The following is a 16,837-nucleotide window of genomic DNA, read 5'->3' as shown; positions in this document are numbered from 1 at the left end:
ATTAATACTTTATAGTTAGAATATAGTTTAACAAATTTTTATATAAAAAACACCTTAAAGTATTGCATAATTATATTATCATTTCTATATTTGAACTCGTTAAAAAATCAATAATGAAATCATTTTTAAATAATACTTGGTGGTGGAGCTTTATAAACTTACGTTTCGTGAAGTAAAACCCTAGTATATTTAAAACTCAAAATATCCAAAAGGCTTGTCATTCACGACAAGCCTTTTTTGTAAAACTATTTTAAATGAACAAATTCAATTTATACACGCATTACAAAAAAATTCTAGCAGATACCATTACGCCTGTTAGCATTTATTTAAAAATAAGAGACAAATATCCTAACAGCATTTTGTTAGAAAGTAGTGATTATCATGCCAATGATAATAGCTTTTCATACATCTGTTTTAACCCCATTGCAACTATTAAGGTTGAAAACGAAACTATTTCCCAAACGTTTCCAGACGGCAGTGAAACAAGTAATGTTATAGATAGCACAACCAGTGTTACCGAAGCAATACACCAATTCACAAAACGTTTTGAAGTAAATTCTGAAGAAGAATTCAAATTTATAAACAATGGTATTTTTGGATATATAGCTTATGATGCCGTTCGTTATTTTGAAGATATCACTATTTCAAAAAAAGAGAACTCGATAAACATTCCTGATGTTTATTATGCTGTTTATAAAAATATCATTGCTATTAATCATCAAAAAAATGAAGCCTATATTTTCGCGCATTGTTATGATTCTAAACCGAACATTGATGAAATAGACCATCTTATTAAAGTTAAAAACTTTGCTTCCTACAACTTTACTTCTAGCGGAGAGATCACTTCCAACTTAACCGATGATGAATATAAAAAACATGTTGAGTTAGCAAAAAAACATTGTGGTCGTGGCGATGTATTTCAACTGGTACTTTCAAAAAGTTTTACTCAAGAATTTAAAGGCGATGAGTTCAATGTATATCGTGCTTTACGCAGCATCAATCCATCACCTTATCTATTTTATTTTGATTATGGCAACTTCAAAATTTTTGGTAGTTCACCAGAAGCTCAACTTATTGTTAGTGAAGGAAAAGCTGAAATTCATCCCATAGCTGGTACTTTTAAACGTACTGGAAACGACACACAAGATGCTGAATTAGCGCAAGAACTAAAGGTAGACGACAAAGAAAACGCCGAACACGTAATGCTAGTAGATTTAGCCAGAAATGATTTAAGTAGACACGGTAGTAACGTGACTGTAGACACCTATCGTGAAGTGCAATTTTTTTCGCACGTTATTCACTTAGTTAGTAAAGTTACAGGACAAAAACACGAAGAAACCACCACCATGCAAGTGGTTGCCGATACGTTTCCTGCTGGTACATTAAGTGGTGCGCCCAAACACCGAGCCATGCAACTTATTGAACAGTACGAAAAAACCAGTCGTTCCTTTTATGGCGGCGCTATTGGCTTTATGGATTTTAATGGCAATTTTAATCATGCCATCATGATTCGTACCTTTTTAAGTAAAAACCATGAACTGCATTGGCGTGCAGGTGCAGGTATTGTATCAAAATCAATCCCCGAAAACGAATTGCAAGAAGTATATAATAAATTAGGTGCACTAACAAAAGCTATTGAATTAGCCGAAGACATATAATAAGGGCGTTACCGCAAGGGTCGGGCTTTTCGCTATATCTTTTTTGCTTTTAATGGCAAAAAAGGATGCCGCTACAATCCCTAACGCAAACAAATAAGACCTCATAGATTTAAAAAACATGTGAGGTCTCAAAAAAATAAAAAAATGACAAAAGTATTAGTTATAGATAATTACGATAGTTTCACATACAATCTGGTGCATTATTTAGAAGATTTAAATTGCGATGTAACCGTGGTTAGAAACGACAAATTAACGCTGGATGATGTCGAGCCTTTTGATAAAATAGTATTATCACCAGGTCCTGGTGTTCCTGACGAGGCGGGTTTACTAAAACCTATTATCGAACGTTACGCATCTACAAAAAGTATTTTAGGGGTGTGTTTGGGTCAACAAGCCATTGGCGAAGTTTTTGGTGGTTCACTAGTTAATTTAGACGATGTGTACCATGGTGTGGCTACTAAGGTTAAAATTATTGTTGATGATGAAAATTTGTTTAGTGGCATGGATAAAGAAATTGAGGTGGGGCGTTATCATTCTTGGGTTGTAAATCCAGATTTACCAGAATGTTTAGAAGCCACTTCGGTGGATGCTAACGGACAAATTATGTCTTTACGTCATAAAGTATATGATGTAAGAGGCGTGCAATACCATCCAGAATCGGTATTAACACCGAATGGAAAACAAATACTTGAAAACTGGGTAAATTCCCCAAACCCCAAAGGGGCTTAAAAAGAATATAATTAATAAAAATCCCCTCTCCTTAGGAGAGGGTTAGGGAGAGGAATGAAAAACATATTAAACAGACTTATAAACCACGAAAGTATCTCAAGTGAAGAAGCTAAACAGGTTTTGGTAAATATCTCAAAAGGTGATTATAACCAAAGTCAAATTGCCGCTTTTTTAACCGTTTACATGATGCGTAGCATCACGCTTAACGAGTTACAAGGGTTTCGTGATGCGCTTTTAGAATTATGCATTCCTATTGATTTAAAAGATTTTAATGCAATTGACTTATGTGGAACTGGTGGTGATGGTAAAGACACATTTAACATTTCAACCTTAGCATCATTCGTAACTGCAGGTGCAGGTGTTCATGTTGCAAAACATGGTAATTATGGCGTATCTTCAGCTTGTGGTTCTTCAAATGTTATGGAATATTTAGGCATCAAATTTTCAAGTAACGAAGACTTTCTAAAACATAGCATTGAAAAAGCGGGTATTTGCGTGTTGCATGCACCACTCTTCCACCCTGCCATGAAAAACGTGGCACCTATTCGTCGTGAATTGGGTGTAAAAACTTTTTTCAATATGCTAGGTCCAATGGTAAACCCAGCCTTTCCAAAAAACCAAATGGTGGGTGTCTTCAATTTAGAACTGCTTCGCCTTTATGGATATTTGTATCAAAATACGGATAAAAATTATTCCATTGTACATGCTTTAGATGGTTACGATGAAATATCTTTGACGGGAAAAGCAAAAGTGATTTCAAACCATTCTGAAAGGATGTTTTCACCAGAAGATTTAGGGCTTTCGGAAATTACTCAAGAATCTATTTTTGGTGGTAATACTGTAGAATCATCTGCTAAAATATTTATCGATGTCATTCAAGGAAAAGGCACCGAACAGCAAAACAATGTGGTGTGTGCTAATGCAGGATTAGCTATTGCAACCACTAAGAAAATTAGTCATAAAGAGGGCTTTGAATTAGCTAAAGAATCGCTGCTTTCAGGAAAAGCAAAAACTAGTTTAGATATATTGGTTGAATTAAGTAAATAACGTCATTACAAGGAGGAAACGACGAAGTAATCTCATCAATAGAGTCAGGTTGCTTCGCCTTTAAAAAACCTCGCTATGACGAATCAGAATAAAAATGAACATACTAGATAAAATTGTAGCAGATAAACGCAAGGAAGTCGATTTAAGAAAATCATTAATTCCTATGAGTCAATTGGAACAATCGGTTTTATTTGATAGACAAACCTTTTCACTAGCAAATAAACTACGTAACAGCCAAACGGGTATTATTGCTGAACATAAACGCCGATCTCCTTCAAAATCCGTTATCAATCAAAACCTAAACGTATTTGATGTTGCCAAAGGCTATGAAGATGCAGGCGTTTGTGGAATGTCCGTTTTAACAGATGGTAAATATTTTGGCGGTTCTTTAGACGATTTATTAACCGCCAGAGCCAGTTGTAATGTACCGCTTTTACGTAAAGAATTTATTATAGACGAATACCAATTGCTAGAAGCAAAAGCCTATGGTGCCGATGTTATTCTATTAATTGCTGCTATTCTAACCAGAAACGAGATTAAGCAATTTTCAGAATTTGCAAAAAGTTTAAATTTAGATGTGTTGTTGGAAGTGCATAACGAAGAAGAATTACATAAATCCATCATGCCAAGTTTAGATATGTTGGGCGTAAATAACCGAAATTTAAAAACTTTCGATGTCAGTTTAGAAACCAGTAAACGTCTAAGTACACTCATACCAACCGATTTTGTAAAAGTATCTGAAAGCGGCATTAGCAATATAGAAGCCATTAAAGAATTACAACCTTACGGATACCAAGGTTTTTTAATTGGTGAAAACTTCATGAAAACTGATGATGCAGGAGAAAGTGCAAAACAATTTATTAAAAGCCTCCTCTAACTCCTCGCAAAGAAGGAGGATGCATACTCTTATGAATAAAAAACTTAAAAATATAACACCATCTACTCCCTTTCCTTCGGAGAGTGCTGGGGTGAGGATTAAAGTCTGCGGAATGAAATATCAAGACAACATAGAACAAGTTGCAACTTTGCAACCAGACTATCTTGGATTTATATTTCATAAAAAATCTGTAAGATATTTTGATATTCTAATGCCTGCTTTACCCAAATCAATAAAAAAAGTAGGTGTGTTTGTTAATGAAGCTATTGATACTGTTATTGAAAAAATAACGACTCATAATTTACAAGCGGTTCAACTTCATGGTGAAGAATCTCCTGAATATTGTTTAGAATTGAAACGTCATTACGACGGGCGGAACGAGGAAATAATCTCATCAAAAAAAATAGATTACTTCGACTTTGAAAAAAAGTCTCACAATGATGAAAAACTAGAAATCATCAAAGTATTTTCCATTAAAAACGAATTCAACTTTGATGTATTAAAACCTTATGAAGCTGTTTGCGATTACTTTCTATTCGACACGAAAGGCAAGTTACCTGGAGGCAATGGTTTCACCTTCAATTGGGATGTATTAAACAATTATCCATCAACCAAGCCCTTCTTTTTAAGTGGTGGTATTGGATTGGAAGAAACAGAAAACCTAAAACAATTTCAACAAAGTAACGCTTCAAAATACTGTTATGCTATTGACGTTAATAGCAAATTTGAAATAGAAGCTGGATTAAAGAATATTGAACTATTAAAAGAATTTAAAGACACTGTCATTACGAAGAATGAGGAACGAATGACGAAGTAATCTCTAAGTTTGAAACTAAAAACAAACAGATTCCTTCACGGCGTTCGCAATGACGTAAATATACAAAAACATGAATTACAACGTTAACGAAAAAGGGTATTATGGTGAATTTGGAGGCGCATACATTCCAGAAATGCTATATCCAAACGTAGAAGAATTGCGCAAGAATTATTTACAAATAATGGCTGAACCCGATTTCAGAAAAGAGTTCGACCAACTTTTAAAGGATTATGTGGGGCGTCCTTCTCCCCTCTATTTTGCGAAACGTCTTTCTGAAAAATACAACACCAAAATTTACTTAAAGCGTGAAGATTTAAACCATACGGGGGCTCACAAAATAAATAATACTATTGGTCAAATTTTAATGGCAAAACGCTTAGGAAAACATCGTATTATAGCTGAAACGGGGGCTGGTCAACACGGTGTTGCCACTGCCACGGTTTGTGCTTTAATGGGGCTAGAATGTATTGTTTACATGGGCGAAATTGATATTGCACGTCAAGCACCAAACGTGGCTCGTATGAAAATGTTAGGAGCAACGGTTGTTCCTGCTTTGTCGGGAAGCCGAACATTAAAAGACGCCACCAACGAAGCCATTCGTGATTGGATAAACAATCCTGTTGATACCCATTATATTATAGGTTCTGCCATAGGGCCACATCCCTACCCCGATATGGTAACCCGTTTTCAAGCCATCATTTCTGAAGAAATAAAATGGCAATTAAAAGAACACGAAGGTCGTAAAAACCCAGATTACGTTGTTGCTTGTATTGGTGGTGGTAGCAATGCTGCTGGTACTTATTACCATTATTTACATGAACCAGATGTGAAAATCATAGCAGTTGAAGCTGCAGGTTTGGGTATCGATTCTGGTGAAAGCGCAGCTACTTCAGTTCTAGGAAAAGAAGGTATTATTCATGGTTGTAAAACCCTTTTGATGCAAACTCCAGACGGTCAAATTACCGAACCTTACTCTATTTCGGCAGGTTTAGATTATCCTGGTGTTGGTCCTATGCATGCACATTTAGCGAAAACAGGTCGGGCTCAATTCATGTCTATTACCGATGATGAAGCCATGAAAGCAGGTTTACAATTATGTAAGTTAGAAGGTATTATTCCTGCTATTGAAAGCTCGCATGCCTTAGCCATTTTCGAACAGAAAACATTTAAACCAAACGATATCGTGGTAGTTAGTTTATCTGGACGTGGTGATAAGGATTTACAAAACTATATTGATTATTTTAAAATTTGATAATTTGTTTTTCATTTCCGCGAAGGCGGAAAACTCATGAATCTATATGGATATTCATTATGTATACATACTTACAAATAAAAACCATGCGGTTCTATATGTTGGGCGCTCAAAACAGTTAAAAGACAGATTAAAACAACATAAAAATAATAGTCTTAAAACGTTTACAGGAAAATATAATGTTAATAAACTCGTGTATTTTGAAACAACAAGGTATGTTAACAATTCAATAAAAAGAGAAAGACAAATAAAAAAATGGAATCGTGAATGGAAAATCAATTTAATAAATAGCTTAAATCCAGACTGGAAAGACCTTTCAGAGTACATTTAGAAATACAATAAAAAGATTCCCTCCTGCGAGGGAATGAAAAATATCATTTTCAATGAACAGAATAAACAAAAAACTAAAAGAAGATAAAAAGTTATTATCTATTTATTTCACAGCAGGTTACCCAAGTTTAAATGACAGCGTTTCTATCATTCAAAACCTAGAAAAAAGCGGTGTCGATATGATTGAGATTGGTTTACCGTTCAGCGACCCTTTAGCCGACGGACCAACCATTCAAGCAAGTTCTACACAAGCGCTGAAGAATGGCATGACTACTGAAGTGCTTTTTAATCAATTAAAAGATATCAGAAAATCAGTATCTATTCCATTAATCATCATGGGCTATTTCAACCCAATGCTTCAATATGGCGTAGAAGCTTTCTGTAAAAAATGTCAGGAAATTGGTATTGATGGTTTAATCATCCCCGATTTACCGGTTGATGTTTATCATGATGAATACAAAGCTACGTTTGAAAAATACGGACTTATTAATGTGTTTTTAATTACCCCACAAACAAGTGTGGAACGCATCCATTTTATTGACTCTATTTCCAACGGTTTTATATATATGGTGAGTAGTGCGAGCGTTACAGGTAGTCAATCTGGTTTTGGTGACGAACAAACAGGTTACTTCAAACGTATTTCAGACATGAATTTAAAAAACCCTCAAATTATTGGGTTTGGCATTTCAGATAATAAAACCTTTATGCAAGCAACACAATATGCAAAAGGTGCTATAATTGGTAGTGCTTTTATTAAATATATATCAACAAAACCCGTCGATTCTATAAAAGACTTTGTAAACTTTATAGTAAAATAAAAACATACCATGGCTAATGTACAAAGAGTAATAATTGTAGGCGCTGGATTTGCTGGATTAAAACTAGCCCAAGGTTTAATAGACCACCCCAATTACGAAGTATATTTAATTGATAAACATAATTTTCATCAATTTCAGCCACTCATGTACCAAGTGGCTACGGCTCGCTTGGAGCCTGCAAGTATTTCTTTTCCGCTGCGAAAAGTGTTTCAAAAATCAAAAAACGTACGCATTAGAATTGCGAAAGTGCGTCAAATAAATCTCGAAGGAAAATCGGTTAAAACTTCTATTGGAGATTTTGAATATGATCATCTAGTTATTGCTATCGGGTGTACCACCAATTATTTTGGAAGCGAAAATTTAAGAGATTATGCCTACCCAATGAAAACCATACCCGAGGCGATTCAACTTAGAAACCGTATTTTACAGACCTTTGAAGACGCCCTAAACACCACAGACCCCGATAAACTTCAGGCACTTTTAAATTTTGTAATTGTTGGTGGCGGACCAACGGGTGTAGAATTATCTGGTGCTTTAGCGGAAATGAAACGCAACATTTTACCTAAAGATTATCCTGATAAAGACTTTTCCAAACTCACCATTTATTTACTTGAAGGAACGGCGCATACACTTAGCCCCATGAGTGAAGGTTCGCAAAAAATGTCGCAAAAGTATCTAGAAGATTTAGGAGTTATTGTTAAAACAAGCACCATGGTAAAGGACTATGATGGCAGTACCGTTACATTAAATAACGGTGAAAAGATAGCTTCTAAAAACGTTATTTGGGCTGCGGGTGTTACTGGTAATATTATTGAAGGGTTCCCTAAGGAGTGTATAACTAGAGGAAACAGACTTATAGTAAATCGCTTTAACGAAATTAAACATTTAAATAATGTGTACGCTCTAGGCGATATTGCTTATATGGAAACCCCTAACAACCCCAAAGGACATGCACAAGTAGCTAGTGTAGCACAACAACAAGCGGTGTTATTGGCAAAAAACTTAATAAACATAAGCAGAAACAAACCTAAAAAAGAGTTTGAGTATGCCGATAAAGGTTCTATGGCCACTATTGGAAAACGCAAAGCTGTAGTCGATTTACCAAAGTTTAGTTTTCAAGGGCGTTTGGCTTGGTTTACTTGGATGTTTATTCATTTAATGCTTATTTTAAGTGTTAAAAACAAACTCTTGATCTTTATGAATTGGTTCATTAGTTATTTTAACAATGATAGTACCTTACGTATTATAATGAAACCAGTCGCAAAAAAGGTAAAACAAAAGGCTGATTAACTTTTTAATTCCCTTTATTTGCCCCCCCTATTTATGCTATAAAGCTCTATTCTTTGCTAATTTTAGTATTAAACAAGCCCCATAGTATCGACAAACTCTAATAATATAAACAACTCCCTCGTAGATTTTATATTTTGAATGTTATTAATAATGATCCTTCAACATTATAAAACAATTATGGTTTCGTATTTATAATTCCATCCAACTCACACTGAACCATAAAAGTTTCCTTTAATATGTATCTTCGCATAAAATACAAATAAACTTTTTATGCCCTTAAACATTGTACTTATTGAACCCGAAATACCCAATAATACAGGTAATATTGGACGTTTAGCATTGGCATCAGGTTCTACATTGCATTTGGTTAGACCCTTCGGTTTTAAAATTGACGACACGCGATTAAAACGCGCTGGATTAGATTATTGGAAACACGTATCGATTGTTTATTATGAAAACATTGAGGAATTTTTCAGTAAAAACAAAGACCAAAACATGGTGTTTCTATCTAGTCATGGCAATAAAAACCATTGGCACATTCCTTTTGAAGATAATCTCTTTTTAGTTTTTGGAAAAGAATCGGTTGGCTTACCTAAATCTATCATTGAAACACACTCCAATCAATTATATAAAATCCCTATTTATAGCGAAAAGGTTAGGAGTTTAAATTTAGCGAATGCTGTAGGTATTGTTGTTTATGAAGGATTAAAACATCTATAAATATATTATAAATCATGACATTAAACCTTTTTTTAATTGCATAGTCTAAGCATCATTAAACTTATTATAAACAATTAAAAAAAAATAGAATATGAAATTAACAACATTAAAATTAGGTGTATTAGTATTAGGTTTATTTACTTTTTCTTTAAGCAACGCTCAAGACAGACAGAAACCAGACCCTGAAAAAATGTTTACTGCTCTAGACACAAACAAAGATGCTTCTATTTCTTTAGATGAATTTAAAGCTCGTAAAACCAAAAAAGAAATACCTACTGAAACTCTTGAAAAACGATATGCTGCTATGGACGCAGACTCTAATGGTTCTGTAACTCTAGAAGAATATAAATCTGGTATGCTAAGAGGCGAAAAAGGCAAAAAAAGACCCGAAGGTGCGAAAAAGAAAAAAGAAAACACTGAAGTTAGCGAAGATTAAAATATAAAAAAGGTTCAAGTAATTAACTTGAACCTTTTTTGTTTTCATTCTGTTTTAGCATGTTTAAATACATAGCTTCCACTTTAGTTCTAGCCCACGGGGTACGCCTTAAAAACTTTAAACTCGATTTTATCGAAGGATTATCGGTAAAACATTTAATTTTAATAGTAAACCCCATGTATTCCCAACCATAATGCGTGACCAAATCGTTAATAATTTGCTCTAGTTTGATACCATGCAATGGGTTATTTGGTTGCTGTTCCATTTACTAAATCTCTAATTTTTACAGCTTTCTCAAAATGATCTAACTGGTGTTCTTTAATCCACCAAGTGGCAGCTTCCATTAACAATTCGGGGTTATTATTTTTGTTTTCAAAAAATGCATAAAAAGACACACCCACTTGGTCGCCTTTAGCTTTTATTTTTTCATCACAAACTTGAATGATTTTAGCTCTTAACCTTGGATTCATTGCTATTAATTACGTCTATCGTTTCTGCTTCTGTCACTATTGCGTTTAGGACGTCGGCTACTGTCGTTTTTTTGGGTATTTGAATTACCAGAACGCTCATTGTTTCTAGAACGGTTTCCACCACCGCGTTGTTGACGTTTTTCAGGTTGGGTTGAAGCATTCGGATCGGGCTCAAAACCTTCCACAATTTCAACAGGAATTTTCATTCCAACTAGCTTTTCAATATCTCGTAAAAAAGTCGTTTCATCAGCACTTACTAATGATAGTGCTTCACCACTGGCTCCTGCTCTACCCGTTCTTCCTATTCTATGTACATAATCTTCAGAAATATTAGGCAATTCAAAATTAATAACATGTGGTAATAATGGAATATCCAATCCACGTGCCGCAATATCAGTCGCCACTAAAACACTCACACTGCCATTTTTAAAACCACCTAAAGCTTTAGTACGCGCACCTTGACTTTTATTTCCGTGTATTGCCGCAGCTTTAATACCTGCCTTTGCCATTTTTTCACAAAGTTTATTTGCACCATGTTTAGTACGTGTAAAAACCAAGACTTGTTTCCAGTTACCGTCTGAGATTAACTTAATAATCAAGTCGGTTTTTAAACCTTTGGCAACACGATACACTTTTTGAGTAATAGCATCTACTGTAGTATTTTCAGGAGTGGCTTCTACCTGCACTGGATTATTTAAAATACCATGTGCTAGTTTTTTAATATCTTGTGAAAAGGTTGCCGAAAACATTAAGTTTTGGCGTTTTTCTGGCATGATTTTAATAATACGCTCAATATCACGTAAAAAACCCATATCTAGCATACGATCGGCTTCATCTAAAACTAAAATCTCAACACGTTTTAATGATATGTGGTTCTGATTGATTAAATCTAACAAACGCCCTGGAGTGGCTATCAATACATCAATCCCCTGACGAATGGTTGCTACTTGTGGATTTTGGTTAACACCTCCAAAAATAACAGCACTACGCAACTCTAAAAACTCACTGTATTCTTTTACATTTGCATATACCTGTGCCGCTAATTCACGTGTTGGCGTTAAAATTAATGCACGAATGGGTCTGTATTTTTCTTTTGGATTTTCCGATAAAATATGCAACAATGGTAATGTAAATCCAGCTGTTTTACCGGTACCGGTTTGTGCACTTGCCAATACATCTTTCCCTTGTAATATATGTGGTATGGCTTTTTGTTGAATAGGACTTGGAGTTGTGTATCCCTTTTTGCTAATAGCTTTTAGCAAGGCTTGAGATAAGCCTAATGAGTTAAATTGCATATAAATTGTTTGATTAGTCCTTAATTGGACATTTTGAGATGACAATCTATTTATTAAACATCACCCCTTTTTTTATTAAGCGGCAAAGGTACGGTAATTTATTCAGTGTCAATTTATTTATTTTGTAGTACGAAAAATTATCTTATTTTGTTATAAATTGAAATTAAAGTTAGTAAATTCGAATTATTAACGGTACTTTTTTAAGTTAGCCCACAATACAAAACGCTATAACTAAATTATAGTAATTGCTGTAAAATATCTAGTAGATCTTTTCTTTTAAATGGTTTTTCAAGAAAAGCATCCATGCCATTATCCATGCAATTTTCAACATCTTCTTGATAGGTATTTGCGGTTGTTGCAATAATTTTAACGGGCTCTTCTGATTTTATATTCTTTTCCAATTCCCTAATCCTCAAAGTTGCTTCCATACCGTCCATTATCGGCATCCTTATATCCATCAATATAACATCAAACTTATTTTTCTGAAAGAGATTAACTGCTTCCAGACCATTTTTTGCTACTTCAACATGTGTTGACAATCCACTTAATACTATTTGGGTCACTTTGATATTTATTAAATTATCCTCTACAATAAGAAACCTTTTATTTTTATAGCTTATCAAATGGTTTTCGTTTTCTTCACTTTCAAATTCTTTTTGCTCTTGCGGCATTCCCAAAACCTTTAAGCTTATATTTAATAGTTGATTCATTTTAATTGGTTTATTAAGACCTGCTTCAAAACCAATCTTATCCATTTCTGATTTTGATAGTGCATCGGTAATTGAAGACAATAAAATTAATTTTAAATCACTTAATCTTTGATCTGCTTTAATTCGCCTTGCCAATTCCCTTCCGTCCATACCAGGCATATGGTAATCCAGTAGCACTAAATCGATTGGATTATCTGAATTATACTGATCCTTAAAAAACGACAATGCTTCAAACCCATCTTTAAACTCTGAGACTTTAACTTGCCATGTTTTAAGATATTTCTTGAATATTAACCTATTAGTTTCATTATCATCTATAATGGCAACATGTTTTCCATGAAGTTGCTTTTTGCTTAAAAATGCACTAGTGTTTTTAGCCTCTTCTGATATATTAAATTTTGCTTTGAAAAAAAATGTAGAGCCAGAATTTGGAACACTTTCTAGGCCTAATTTACCTCCCATTAGAGTAACTAACTTTAAGGAAATAGCCAGCCCCAAACCAGTTCCACCATATTTTCTTGTTGTTGAAGCATCAACTTGAGTAAATGAGTTAAATAATTTTTTTTGATTTTCTTTGGTAATTCCAATACCGGAATCTTTAACTTTAAATTGTATTTCATGGGTTCCATTGGTTTCTCCCATATAAATAACTTGTATAACAACTTCTCCTTTCGGAGTAAACTTAATAGCATTATTTACTAAGTTGGTAATAACTTGTTTTAAACGAACATAATCACCTCCCACAAATTCTGGAACTTCGGGATCAATATATGTTAACAAATCTATCGACTTAGTGGTAGCTTGAACTATATGAATATCAGCAACTTCTTCTATAATACTTCTAATACTGATAGGCACTGTTTCCAATTCCATTTTGCCAGATTCAATCTTAGAGAAATCTAAAATATTATTAATTAGTAATAATAAGGTCTGGCCAGATTTCATTATAATATCTAGGTATTCTTTCTGGGTAGAATCAAGTTTAGATTTACTCAGTATATCAGCCATTCCAAAAATACCATTCATAGGTGTTCTAATTTCGTGTGACATATTCGCAAGAAACAAGCTTTTGGCTCGGTTGGCTTCTTCTGCATTTGCCTTGGCCATCTCAAAATGCTGTTTGGCCAATTCTATTAGAGTAACATCTCGAGAGATTCCTACTAATCCTATAATTTTGGAGCGTTCATCCTTTATTGGAACTTTAGTTGTGGAGAGCCAAATTGTTTTACCTTCTAAATTTTTTAGCTTTTCTACTTTATTTATTATTTCTACCTCATTCTCAAATACGGCTAAATCCTGTTGATGTAACTTTTTTGCTGTTTTTTTTGGAAGGTAATCTAAATCTGATTTTCCAATTATTTCGTTCACATCTGCTTTATAAAAAGTGGCAATTGCTTTATTTACCCTAATATATTTAAAATTTTTATCCTTAAAATATATATAATCAGGAACATTATCAATTAGCATTTGCAAAAATTCTTTCTCTTTTTTAAGAGTATCCTCTAACTTTTTTTGTTTTGTAAAATCACGTGAAATACCAACGATCCCTATAACTTCTTTGTTATTATCTATAATTGGGATTTTAGTTGTTAACACCCAAAACCGTTTTCTATTTTTTAAATAGCTTTCCTGTTTATTTAAAATTTGATTCACATTTCTCATAATAGCCTGTTCATCTTCAAATGCTTCTTTGGCATGAATAGGATCATGAAAATCAAAATCGGTTTTTCCATATAATTCTTCTGGTGAATTTAGTCCGAACTGTTTTGCCAAAGCCATATTTGATCGTATAAATCGAGAATCTCTATCTTTAAGATAAATTCTATCAGGCACATTATTCATCAGCAAATCCATTAGTTCCTTTTCTATAAGAAGCTCTTTCTCTATTAAATGCTCATTGGTAACATCTCTAGTAATACCAACTAAACCGATACACTTTCCATCTGCATTCATCAAAGGTACTTTTGTAGCCCTTATATACTTTTTATCAGAAAATGTATCAATGCATTCAAACTTGTTTATTAACGGAATACCACTCTTCATTAGAGCCTGCTCCTCCTTAAATGTTTTTTTACTTAAAGCTGGGTCAAAAAAATAGGCATCTGTTTTACCAACAGCTTCTTCTGGGTCACTTATTTGTAAAAGAGCTGCTTCTGGATAATTAATTTTAGTATACCTGGACTTTCTATCTTTAAAATAAATGGCCTCTGGCAAATTATTCATAAGAAGATTTAGAAGCTGTTGGTTATTTAATTCTTTACCGTTTTTAATTTCTTCTGTATCATTTTTATCTTTTGAAATAGCTTCCTGCGATGCCAAATTTTCATTAATTAATTTTAATTTTAAAAACAGCTCAAATACGCTTGTCTTATTTAGTTTATCTGGTAAAACAGATACCTGTTTGGGCATTTTAGGAAAACTTGTATACTTTCCAGAAATAATAACTGAAGTGTTAGTATCAACAATTTCAAAACAACTTGAAACCTCTTTGTTAAATTCTATGTTTTCAAGAAATAATGCATCTGGATTTAGTTGCTTTATAGCTTTTTTCAATAGTTTTATTTCACTAAAGAAGTAGTAAGTTAATTTGTTAGATTCTGGTAAAAAATGTAGCAAAAACTCAAAATTGTCTAGGCTGTAAAAAAATATTTTTTTCATTTTCTGTTAATCTATATTATCATAAATATAGTATAAATTTTCTGACTAATAGTCTTTAATATAAAATTGAGAATAATCAAACTCGTTGATATAGCGGTTTTTATGAAAAAATAATCACTAAACACTTTTATACCATTTATTTTATTTCTTGAGGAAATTTATCTATTCCTTGTAAACTATAACCATGGTAGATTCGCAACAAAAAAGAAATACACCTCAAAAGTCATATATTACAATATATCTCAAATGGAAGTTTCACTTTCAAATATATAATGACTTTGTATAAACGCTCTGATAAGTTAATGCTTTTTGCGAAGAAAATCAAATATTACAACGAGTTTAGATCTGGGAATAACATTTAACTCCCTAAAAAAGCTTGGTACCACTTGCCAGATGCTTTTAGAATACGTTGTTGTGTTGAGAAATCGGTGTACACCAAACCAAATCTAGGATGGTAACCTTCTGCCCATTCAAAATTATCAGTAAAAGTCCATACAAAATATCCTACTACATGGAGTCCGTCTTTTTTGGCTTTGTAAACTTGCTGCATGTGGGTTTGTAAATACCGCAAACGTTCTTTATCGTGTACTTTGCCATTAAAAAGTATATCGGTAAAGGCGGCACCATTTTCGGTAATGAGTATTTTATTAACACCTTGGTATTGGTTAAAACGTTTTATCATATTATAAATACTGGGTGGGTAGACTTCCCAGTCCATAAGCGTTGTTTTCACATTTCGCTTAGAAGCTTTTACTATTTTCGCATGTAAATAAGGTACCCAATAGCTATGCTTTACTACTTCTCGTGTGTAGTTTTGTACGCCTATAAAATCAAAATCAAAAACTGCTTGCTTTAAATCGTTTGGTTTTATGTATGCTTCGATGCGCCTTAATACTGGCACATGTTCAGTGGGGTAACCAAGCCCTAACATGGGTTCTATAAAAAGCCTATTTAATAAAGCATCGGCTTTTTGGGCTGCCCGAACATTTTTGGGAGATGTACTATAAGGTGTTACTTGTGAACAGGAAAATGTAGTACCAATATACGCACGAGGCACTAAAGCTCGTAACACTCGCCCACCAATAGCTTGACACATTACCGCATGATGGACTGCTGGCAAAAAATTTTTCAAACCTTTATTGCCTGGGGCGTGTACTCCTAAAAAATAACCTGCACCCGTAAATACCATGGGTTCGTTTAACACCATCCAATGCTTAACACGATCGCCAAAATGAGTGGCGCATATCTTAGCATAGTCTTCAAACCAAGACAATACATTTCTATTTACCCAACCGCCTTGGTTTTGTAAGGCTTGGGGTAAATCCCAATGGTATAAAGTTACCCAAGGCTTGATGCCACATTTTATACAGAAGTCTATAACCTTATTGTAAAAATCAATACCATCTGTACTCACCTTTCCCCTACCTTCTGGAATGATACGCGACCATGCTAATGAAAACCTAAAGTGTTTGATGTTCATAGATTTCATAAGTAAAATATCTTCTTCAAACTTATTATAGAAATCGCATGCTATTTGCCCATGTTGATTATTAAAAATATTGCCTTTTTTTGAGGTGAATTGATCCCAGATGGAAGCGCCTTTGTCTTTTACAGTATGAGCGCCTTCAATTTGGTATGCTGCGGTAGAAACACCAAACACAAAGTCTTTTCCGAAATCTTGAGGTTTTAAGGTGAAATGTTGTTGAGTATGGATAAAAGCCATAGAATGG

Annotated in this window: 16 protein-coding genes; 11 read left to right on the top strand and 5 right to left on the bottom strand. The window is 33.8% G+C overall.

Annotation, left to right across the window (positions count from 1 at the left end):
• Nucleotides 1-254: 254 nt before the first annotated feature.
• The 11 genes from QLS71_RS11945 to QLS71_RS11895 all read left to right on the top strand — a co-directional run bounded on the left by QLS71_RS11945 (nt 255) and on the right by QLS71_RS11895 (nt 9,974).
• Complete coding sequence (locus QLS71_RS11945) at nt 255-1,658, top strand: anthranilate synthase component I family protein (protein WP_308993484.1); 1,404 nt, start codon at nt 255-257, stop codon at nt 1,656-1,658.
• 144 nt (nt 1,659-1,802) lie between these two features.
• Nucleotides 1,803-2,387, top strand: a complete 585-nt coding sequence (locus QLS71_RS11940) for an aminodeoxychorismate/anthranilate synthase component II (protein WP_308993483.1) — start codon at nt 1,803-1,805, stop codon at nt 2,385-2,387.
• Between the two features lie 54 nt (nt 2,388-2,441).
• Nucleotides 2,442-3,434 carry an anthranilate phosphoribosyltransferase gene (gene trpD / locus QLS71_RS11935; RefSeq protein ID WP_308993482.1) on the top strand — a complete coding sequence of 331 codons (993 nt, stop codon included), beginning with the start codon at nt 2,442-2,444 and terminating at the stop codon, nt 3,432-3,434.
• Nucleotides 3,435-3,528: 94 nt separating this feature from the next.
• Complete coding sequence (trpC, locus tag QLS71_RS11930; protein ID WP_308993481.1) at nt 3,529-4,311, top strand: indole-3-glycerol phosphate synthase TrpC; 783 nt, start codon at nt 3,529-3,531, stop codon at nt 4,309-4,311.
• A 112-nt stretch (nt 4,312-4,423) separates the two neighbouring features.
• On the top strand, nt 4,424-5,128 hold the full coding sequence (locus tag QLS71_RS11925; protein ID WP_308993480.1) for a phosphoribosylanthranilate isomerase: 705 nt from the start codon (nt 4,424-4,426) through the stop codon (nt 5,126-5,128).
• Nucleotides 5,129-5,198: 70 nt separating this feature from the next.
• Nucleotides 5,199-6,380 carry a tryptophan synthase subunit beta gene (gene trpB / locus QLS71_RS11920; protein ID WP_308993479.1) on the top strand — a complete coding sequence of 394 codons (1,182 nt, stop codon included), beginning with the start codon at nt 5,199-5,201 and terminating at the stop codon, nt 6,378-6,380.
• Between the two features lie 46 nt (nt 6,381-6,426).
• A complete protein-coding gene (locus QLS71_RS11915; protein ID WP_308993478.1) occupies nt 6,427-6,711 on the top strand; it encodes a GIY-YIG nuclease family protein in 285 nt (94 codons plus the stop codon).
• A 52-nt stretch (nt 6,712-6,763) separates the two neighbouring features.
• Nucleotides 6,764-7,528, top strand: coding sequence for a tryptophan synthase subunit alpha (gene trpA, locus QLS71_RS11910; RefSeq protein ID WP_308993477.1), 765 nt, complete (start codon nt 6,764-6,766; stop codon nt 7,526-7,528).
• Between the two features lie 9 nt (nt 7,529-7,537).
• The gene (locus tag QLS71_RS11905) at nt 7,538-8,818 is read left to right on the top strand and encodes an NAD(P)/FAD-dependent oxidoreductase (protein ID WP_308993476.1); all 1,281 of its coding nucleotides are present in this window, start codon (nt 7,538-7,540) and stop codon (nt 8,816-8,818) included.
• Nucleotides 8,819-9,088: 270 nt separating this feature from the next.
• On the top strand, nt 9,089-9,538 hold the full coding sequence (locus tag QLS71_RS11900; protein WP_308993475.1) for a tRNA (cytidine(34)-2'-O)-methyltransferase: 450 nt from the start codon (nt 9,089-9,091) through the stop codon (nt 9,536-9,538).
• Nucleotides 9,539-9,629: 91 nt separating this feature from the next.
• Nucleotides 9,630-9,974, top strand: a complete 345-nt coding sequence (locus QLS71_RS11895; RefSeq protein ID WP_308993474.1) for an EF-hand domain-containing protein — start codon at nt 9,630-9,632, stop codon at nt 9,972-9,974.
• A gap of 22 nt (nt 9,975-9,996) precedes the next feature.
• Here QLS71_RS11895 and QLS71_RS11890 read toward each other — a convergent pair whose 3' ends face one another.
• The 5 genes from QLS71_RS11890 to QLS71_RS11870 form a co-directional block, all read right to left on the bottom strand.
• Nucleotides 9,997-10,239 (bottom strand): VF530 family protein, encoded by a 243-nt coding sequence (locus QLS71_RS11890; RefSeq protein ID WP_308993473.1) that lies wholly within the window; start codon nt 10,237-10,239, stop codon nt 9,997-9,999.
• On the bottom strand, nt 10,220-10,444 hold the full coding sequence (locus tag QLS71_RS11885) for a DUF6500 family protein (protein WP_308993472.1): 225 nt from the start codon (nt 10,442-10,444) through the stop codon (nt 10,220-10,222). Before QLS71_RS11885 ends, QLS71_RS11890 begins: the two co-directional genes overlap by 20 nt.
• A 5-nt stretch (nt 10,445-10,449) precedes the next feature.
• Nucleotides 10,450-11,739, bottom strand: a complete 1,290-nt coding sequence (locus QLS71_RS11880; RefSeq protein ID WP_308993471.1) for a DEAD/DEAH box helicase — start codon at nt 11,737-11,739, stop codon at nt 10,450-10,452.
• A gap of 236 nt (nt 11,740-11,975) precedes the next feature.
• Entirely contained in the window at nt 11,976-15,107 is a 3,132-nt protein-coding gene (locus tag QLS71_RS11875) for a PAS domain-containing protein (protein ID WP_308993470.1), read from the bottom strand.
• Nucleotides 15,108-15,465: 358 nt separating this feature from the next.
• Nucleotides 15,466-16,830, bottom strand: a complete 1,365-nt coding sequence (locus tag QLS71_RS11870) for a GH1 family beta-glucosidase (protein WP_308993469.1) — start codon at nt 16,828-16,830, stop codon at nt 15,466-15,468.
• Between the last annotated feature and the right edge of the window lie 7 nt (nt 16,831-16,837).

This window comes from Mariniflexile litorale (assembly GCF_031128465.2).
GTDB classification, from domain to species: domain Bacteria; phylum Bacteroidota; class Bacteroidia; order Flavobacteriales; family Flavobacteriaceae; genus Mariniflexile; species Mariniflexile litorale.
Note: the sequence above shows the minus strand (reverse complement) of the source record. Positions and strands in the feature narration are given on the sequence as shown.

What these genes read in the sequence shown, in the direction of transcription:
- QLS71_RS11885 (WP_308993472.1), bottom strand. Translation starts at nt 10,444, where the DNA reads ATGAATCCAAGGTTAAGAGCTAAAATCATTCAAGTTTGTGATGAAAAA.
- QLS71_RS11880 (WP_308993471.1), bottom strand. Translation starts at nt 11,739, where the DNA reads ATGCAATTTAACTCATTAGGCTTATCTCAAGCCTTGCTAAAAGCTATT.
- QLS71_RS11915 (WP_308993478.1), top strand. Translation starts at nt 6,427, where the DNA reads ATGGATATTCATTATGTATACATACTTACAAATAAAAACCATGCGGTT.
- QLS71_RS11895 (WP_308993474.1), top strand. Translation starts at nt 9,630, where the DNA reads ATGAAATTAACAACATTAAAATTAGGTGTATTAGTATTAGGTTTATTT.
- QLS71_RS11945 (WP_308993484.1), top strand. Translation starts at nt 255, where the DNA reads ATGAACAAATTCAATTTATACACGCATTACAAAAAAATTCTAGCAGAT.
- trpB (WP_308993479.1), top strand. Translation starts at nt 5,199, where the DNA reads ATGAATTACAACGTTAACGAAAAAGGGTATTATGGTGAATTTGGAGGC.
- trpD (WP_308993482.1), top strand. Translation starts at nt 2,442, where the DNA reads ATGAAAAACATATTAAACAGACTTATAAACCACGAAAGTATCTCAAGT.
- QLS71_RS11900 (WP_308993475.1), top strand. Translation starts at nt 9,089, where the DNA reads ATGCCCTTAAACATTGTACTTATTGAACCCGAAATACCCAATAATACA.
- QLS71_RS11905 (WP_308993476.1), top strand. Translation starts at nt 7,538, where the DNA reads ATGGCTAATGTACAAAGAGTAATAATTGTAGGCGCTGGATTTGCTGGA.
- QLS71_RS11875 (WP_308993470.1), bottom strand. Translation starts at nt 15,107, where the DNA reads ATGAAAAAAATATTTTTTTACAGCCTAGACAATTTTGAGTTTTTGCTA.
- QLS71_RS11890 (WP_308993473.1), bottom strand. Translation starts at nt 10,239, where the DNA reads ATGGAACAGCAACCAAATAACCCATTGCATGGTATCAAACTAGAGCAA.
- trpA (WP_308993477.1), top strand. Translation starts at nt 6,764, where the DNA reads ATGAACAGAATAAACAAAAAACTAAAAGAAGATAAAAAGTTATTATCT.
- QLS71_RS11940 (WP_308993483.1), top strand. Translation starts at nt 1,803, where the DNA reads ATGACAAAAGTATTAGTTATAGATAATTACGATAGTTTCACATACAAT.
- QLS71_RS11870 (WP_308993469.1), bottom strand. Translation starts at nt 16,830, where the DNA reads ATGGCTTTTATCCATACTCAACAACATTTCACCTTAAAACCTCAAGAT.
- QLS71_RS11925 (WP_308993480.1), top strand. Translation starts at nt 4,424, where the DNA reads ATGAAATATCAAGACAACATAGAACAAGTTGCAACTTTGCAACCAGAC.
- trpC (WP_308993481.1), top strand. Translation starts at nt 3,529, where the DNA reads ATGAACATACTAGATAAAATTGTAGCAGATAAACGCAAGGAAGTCGAT.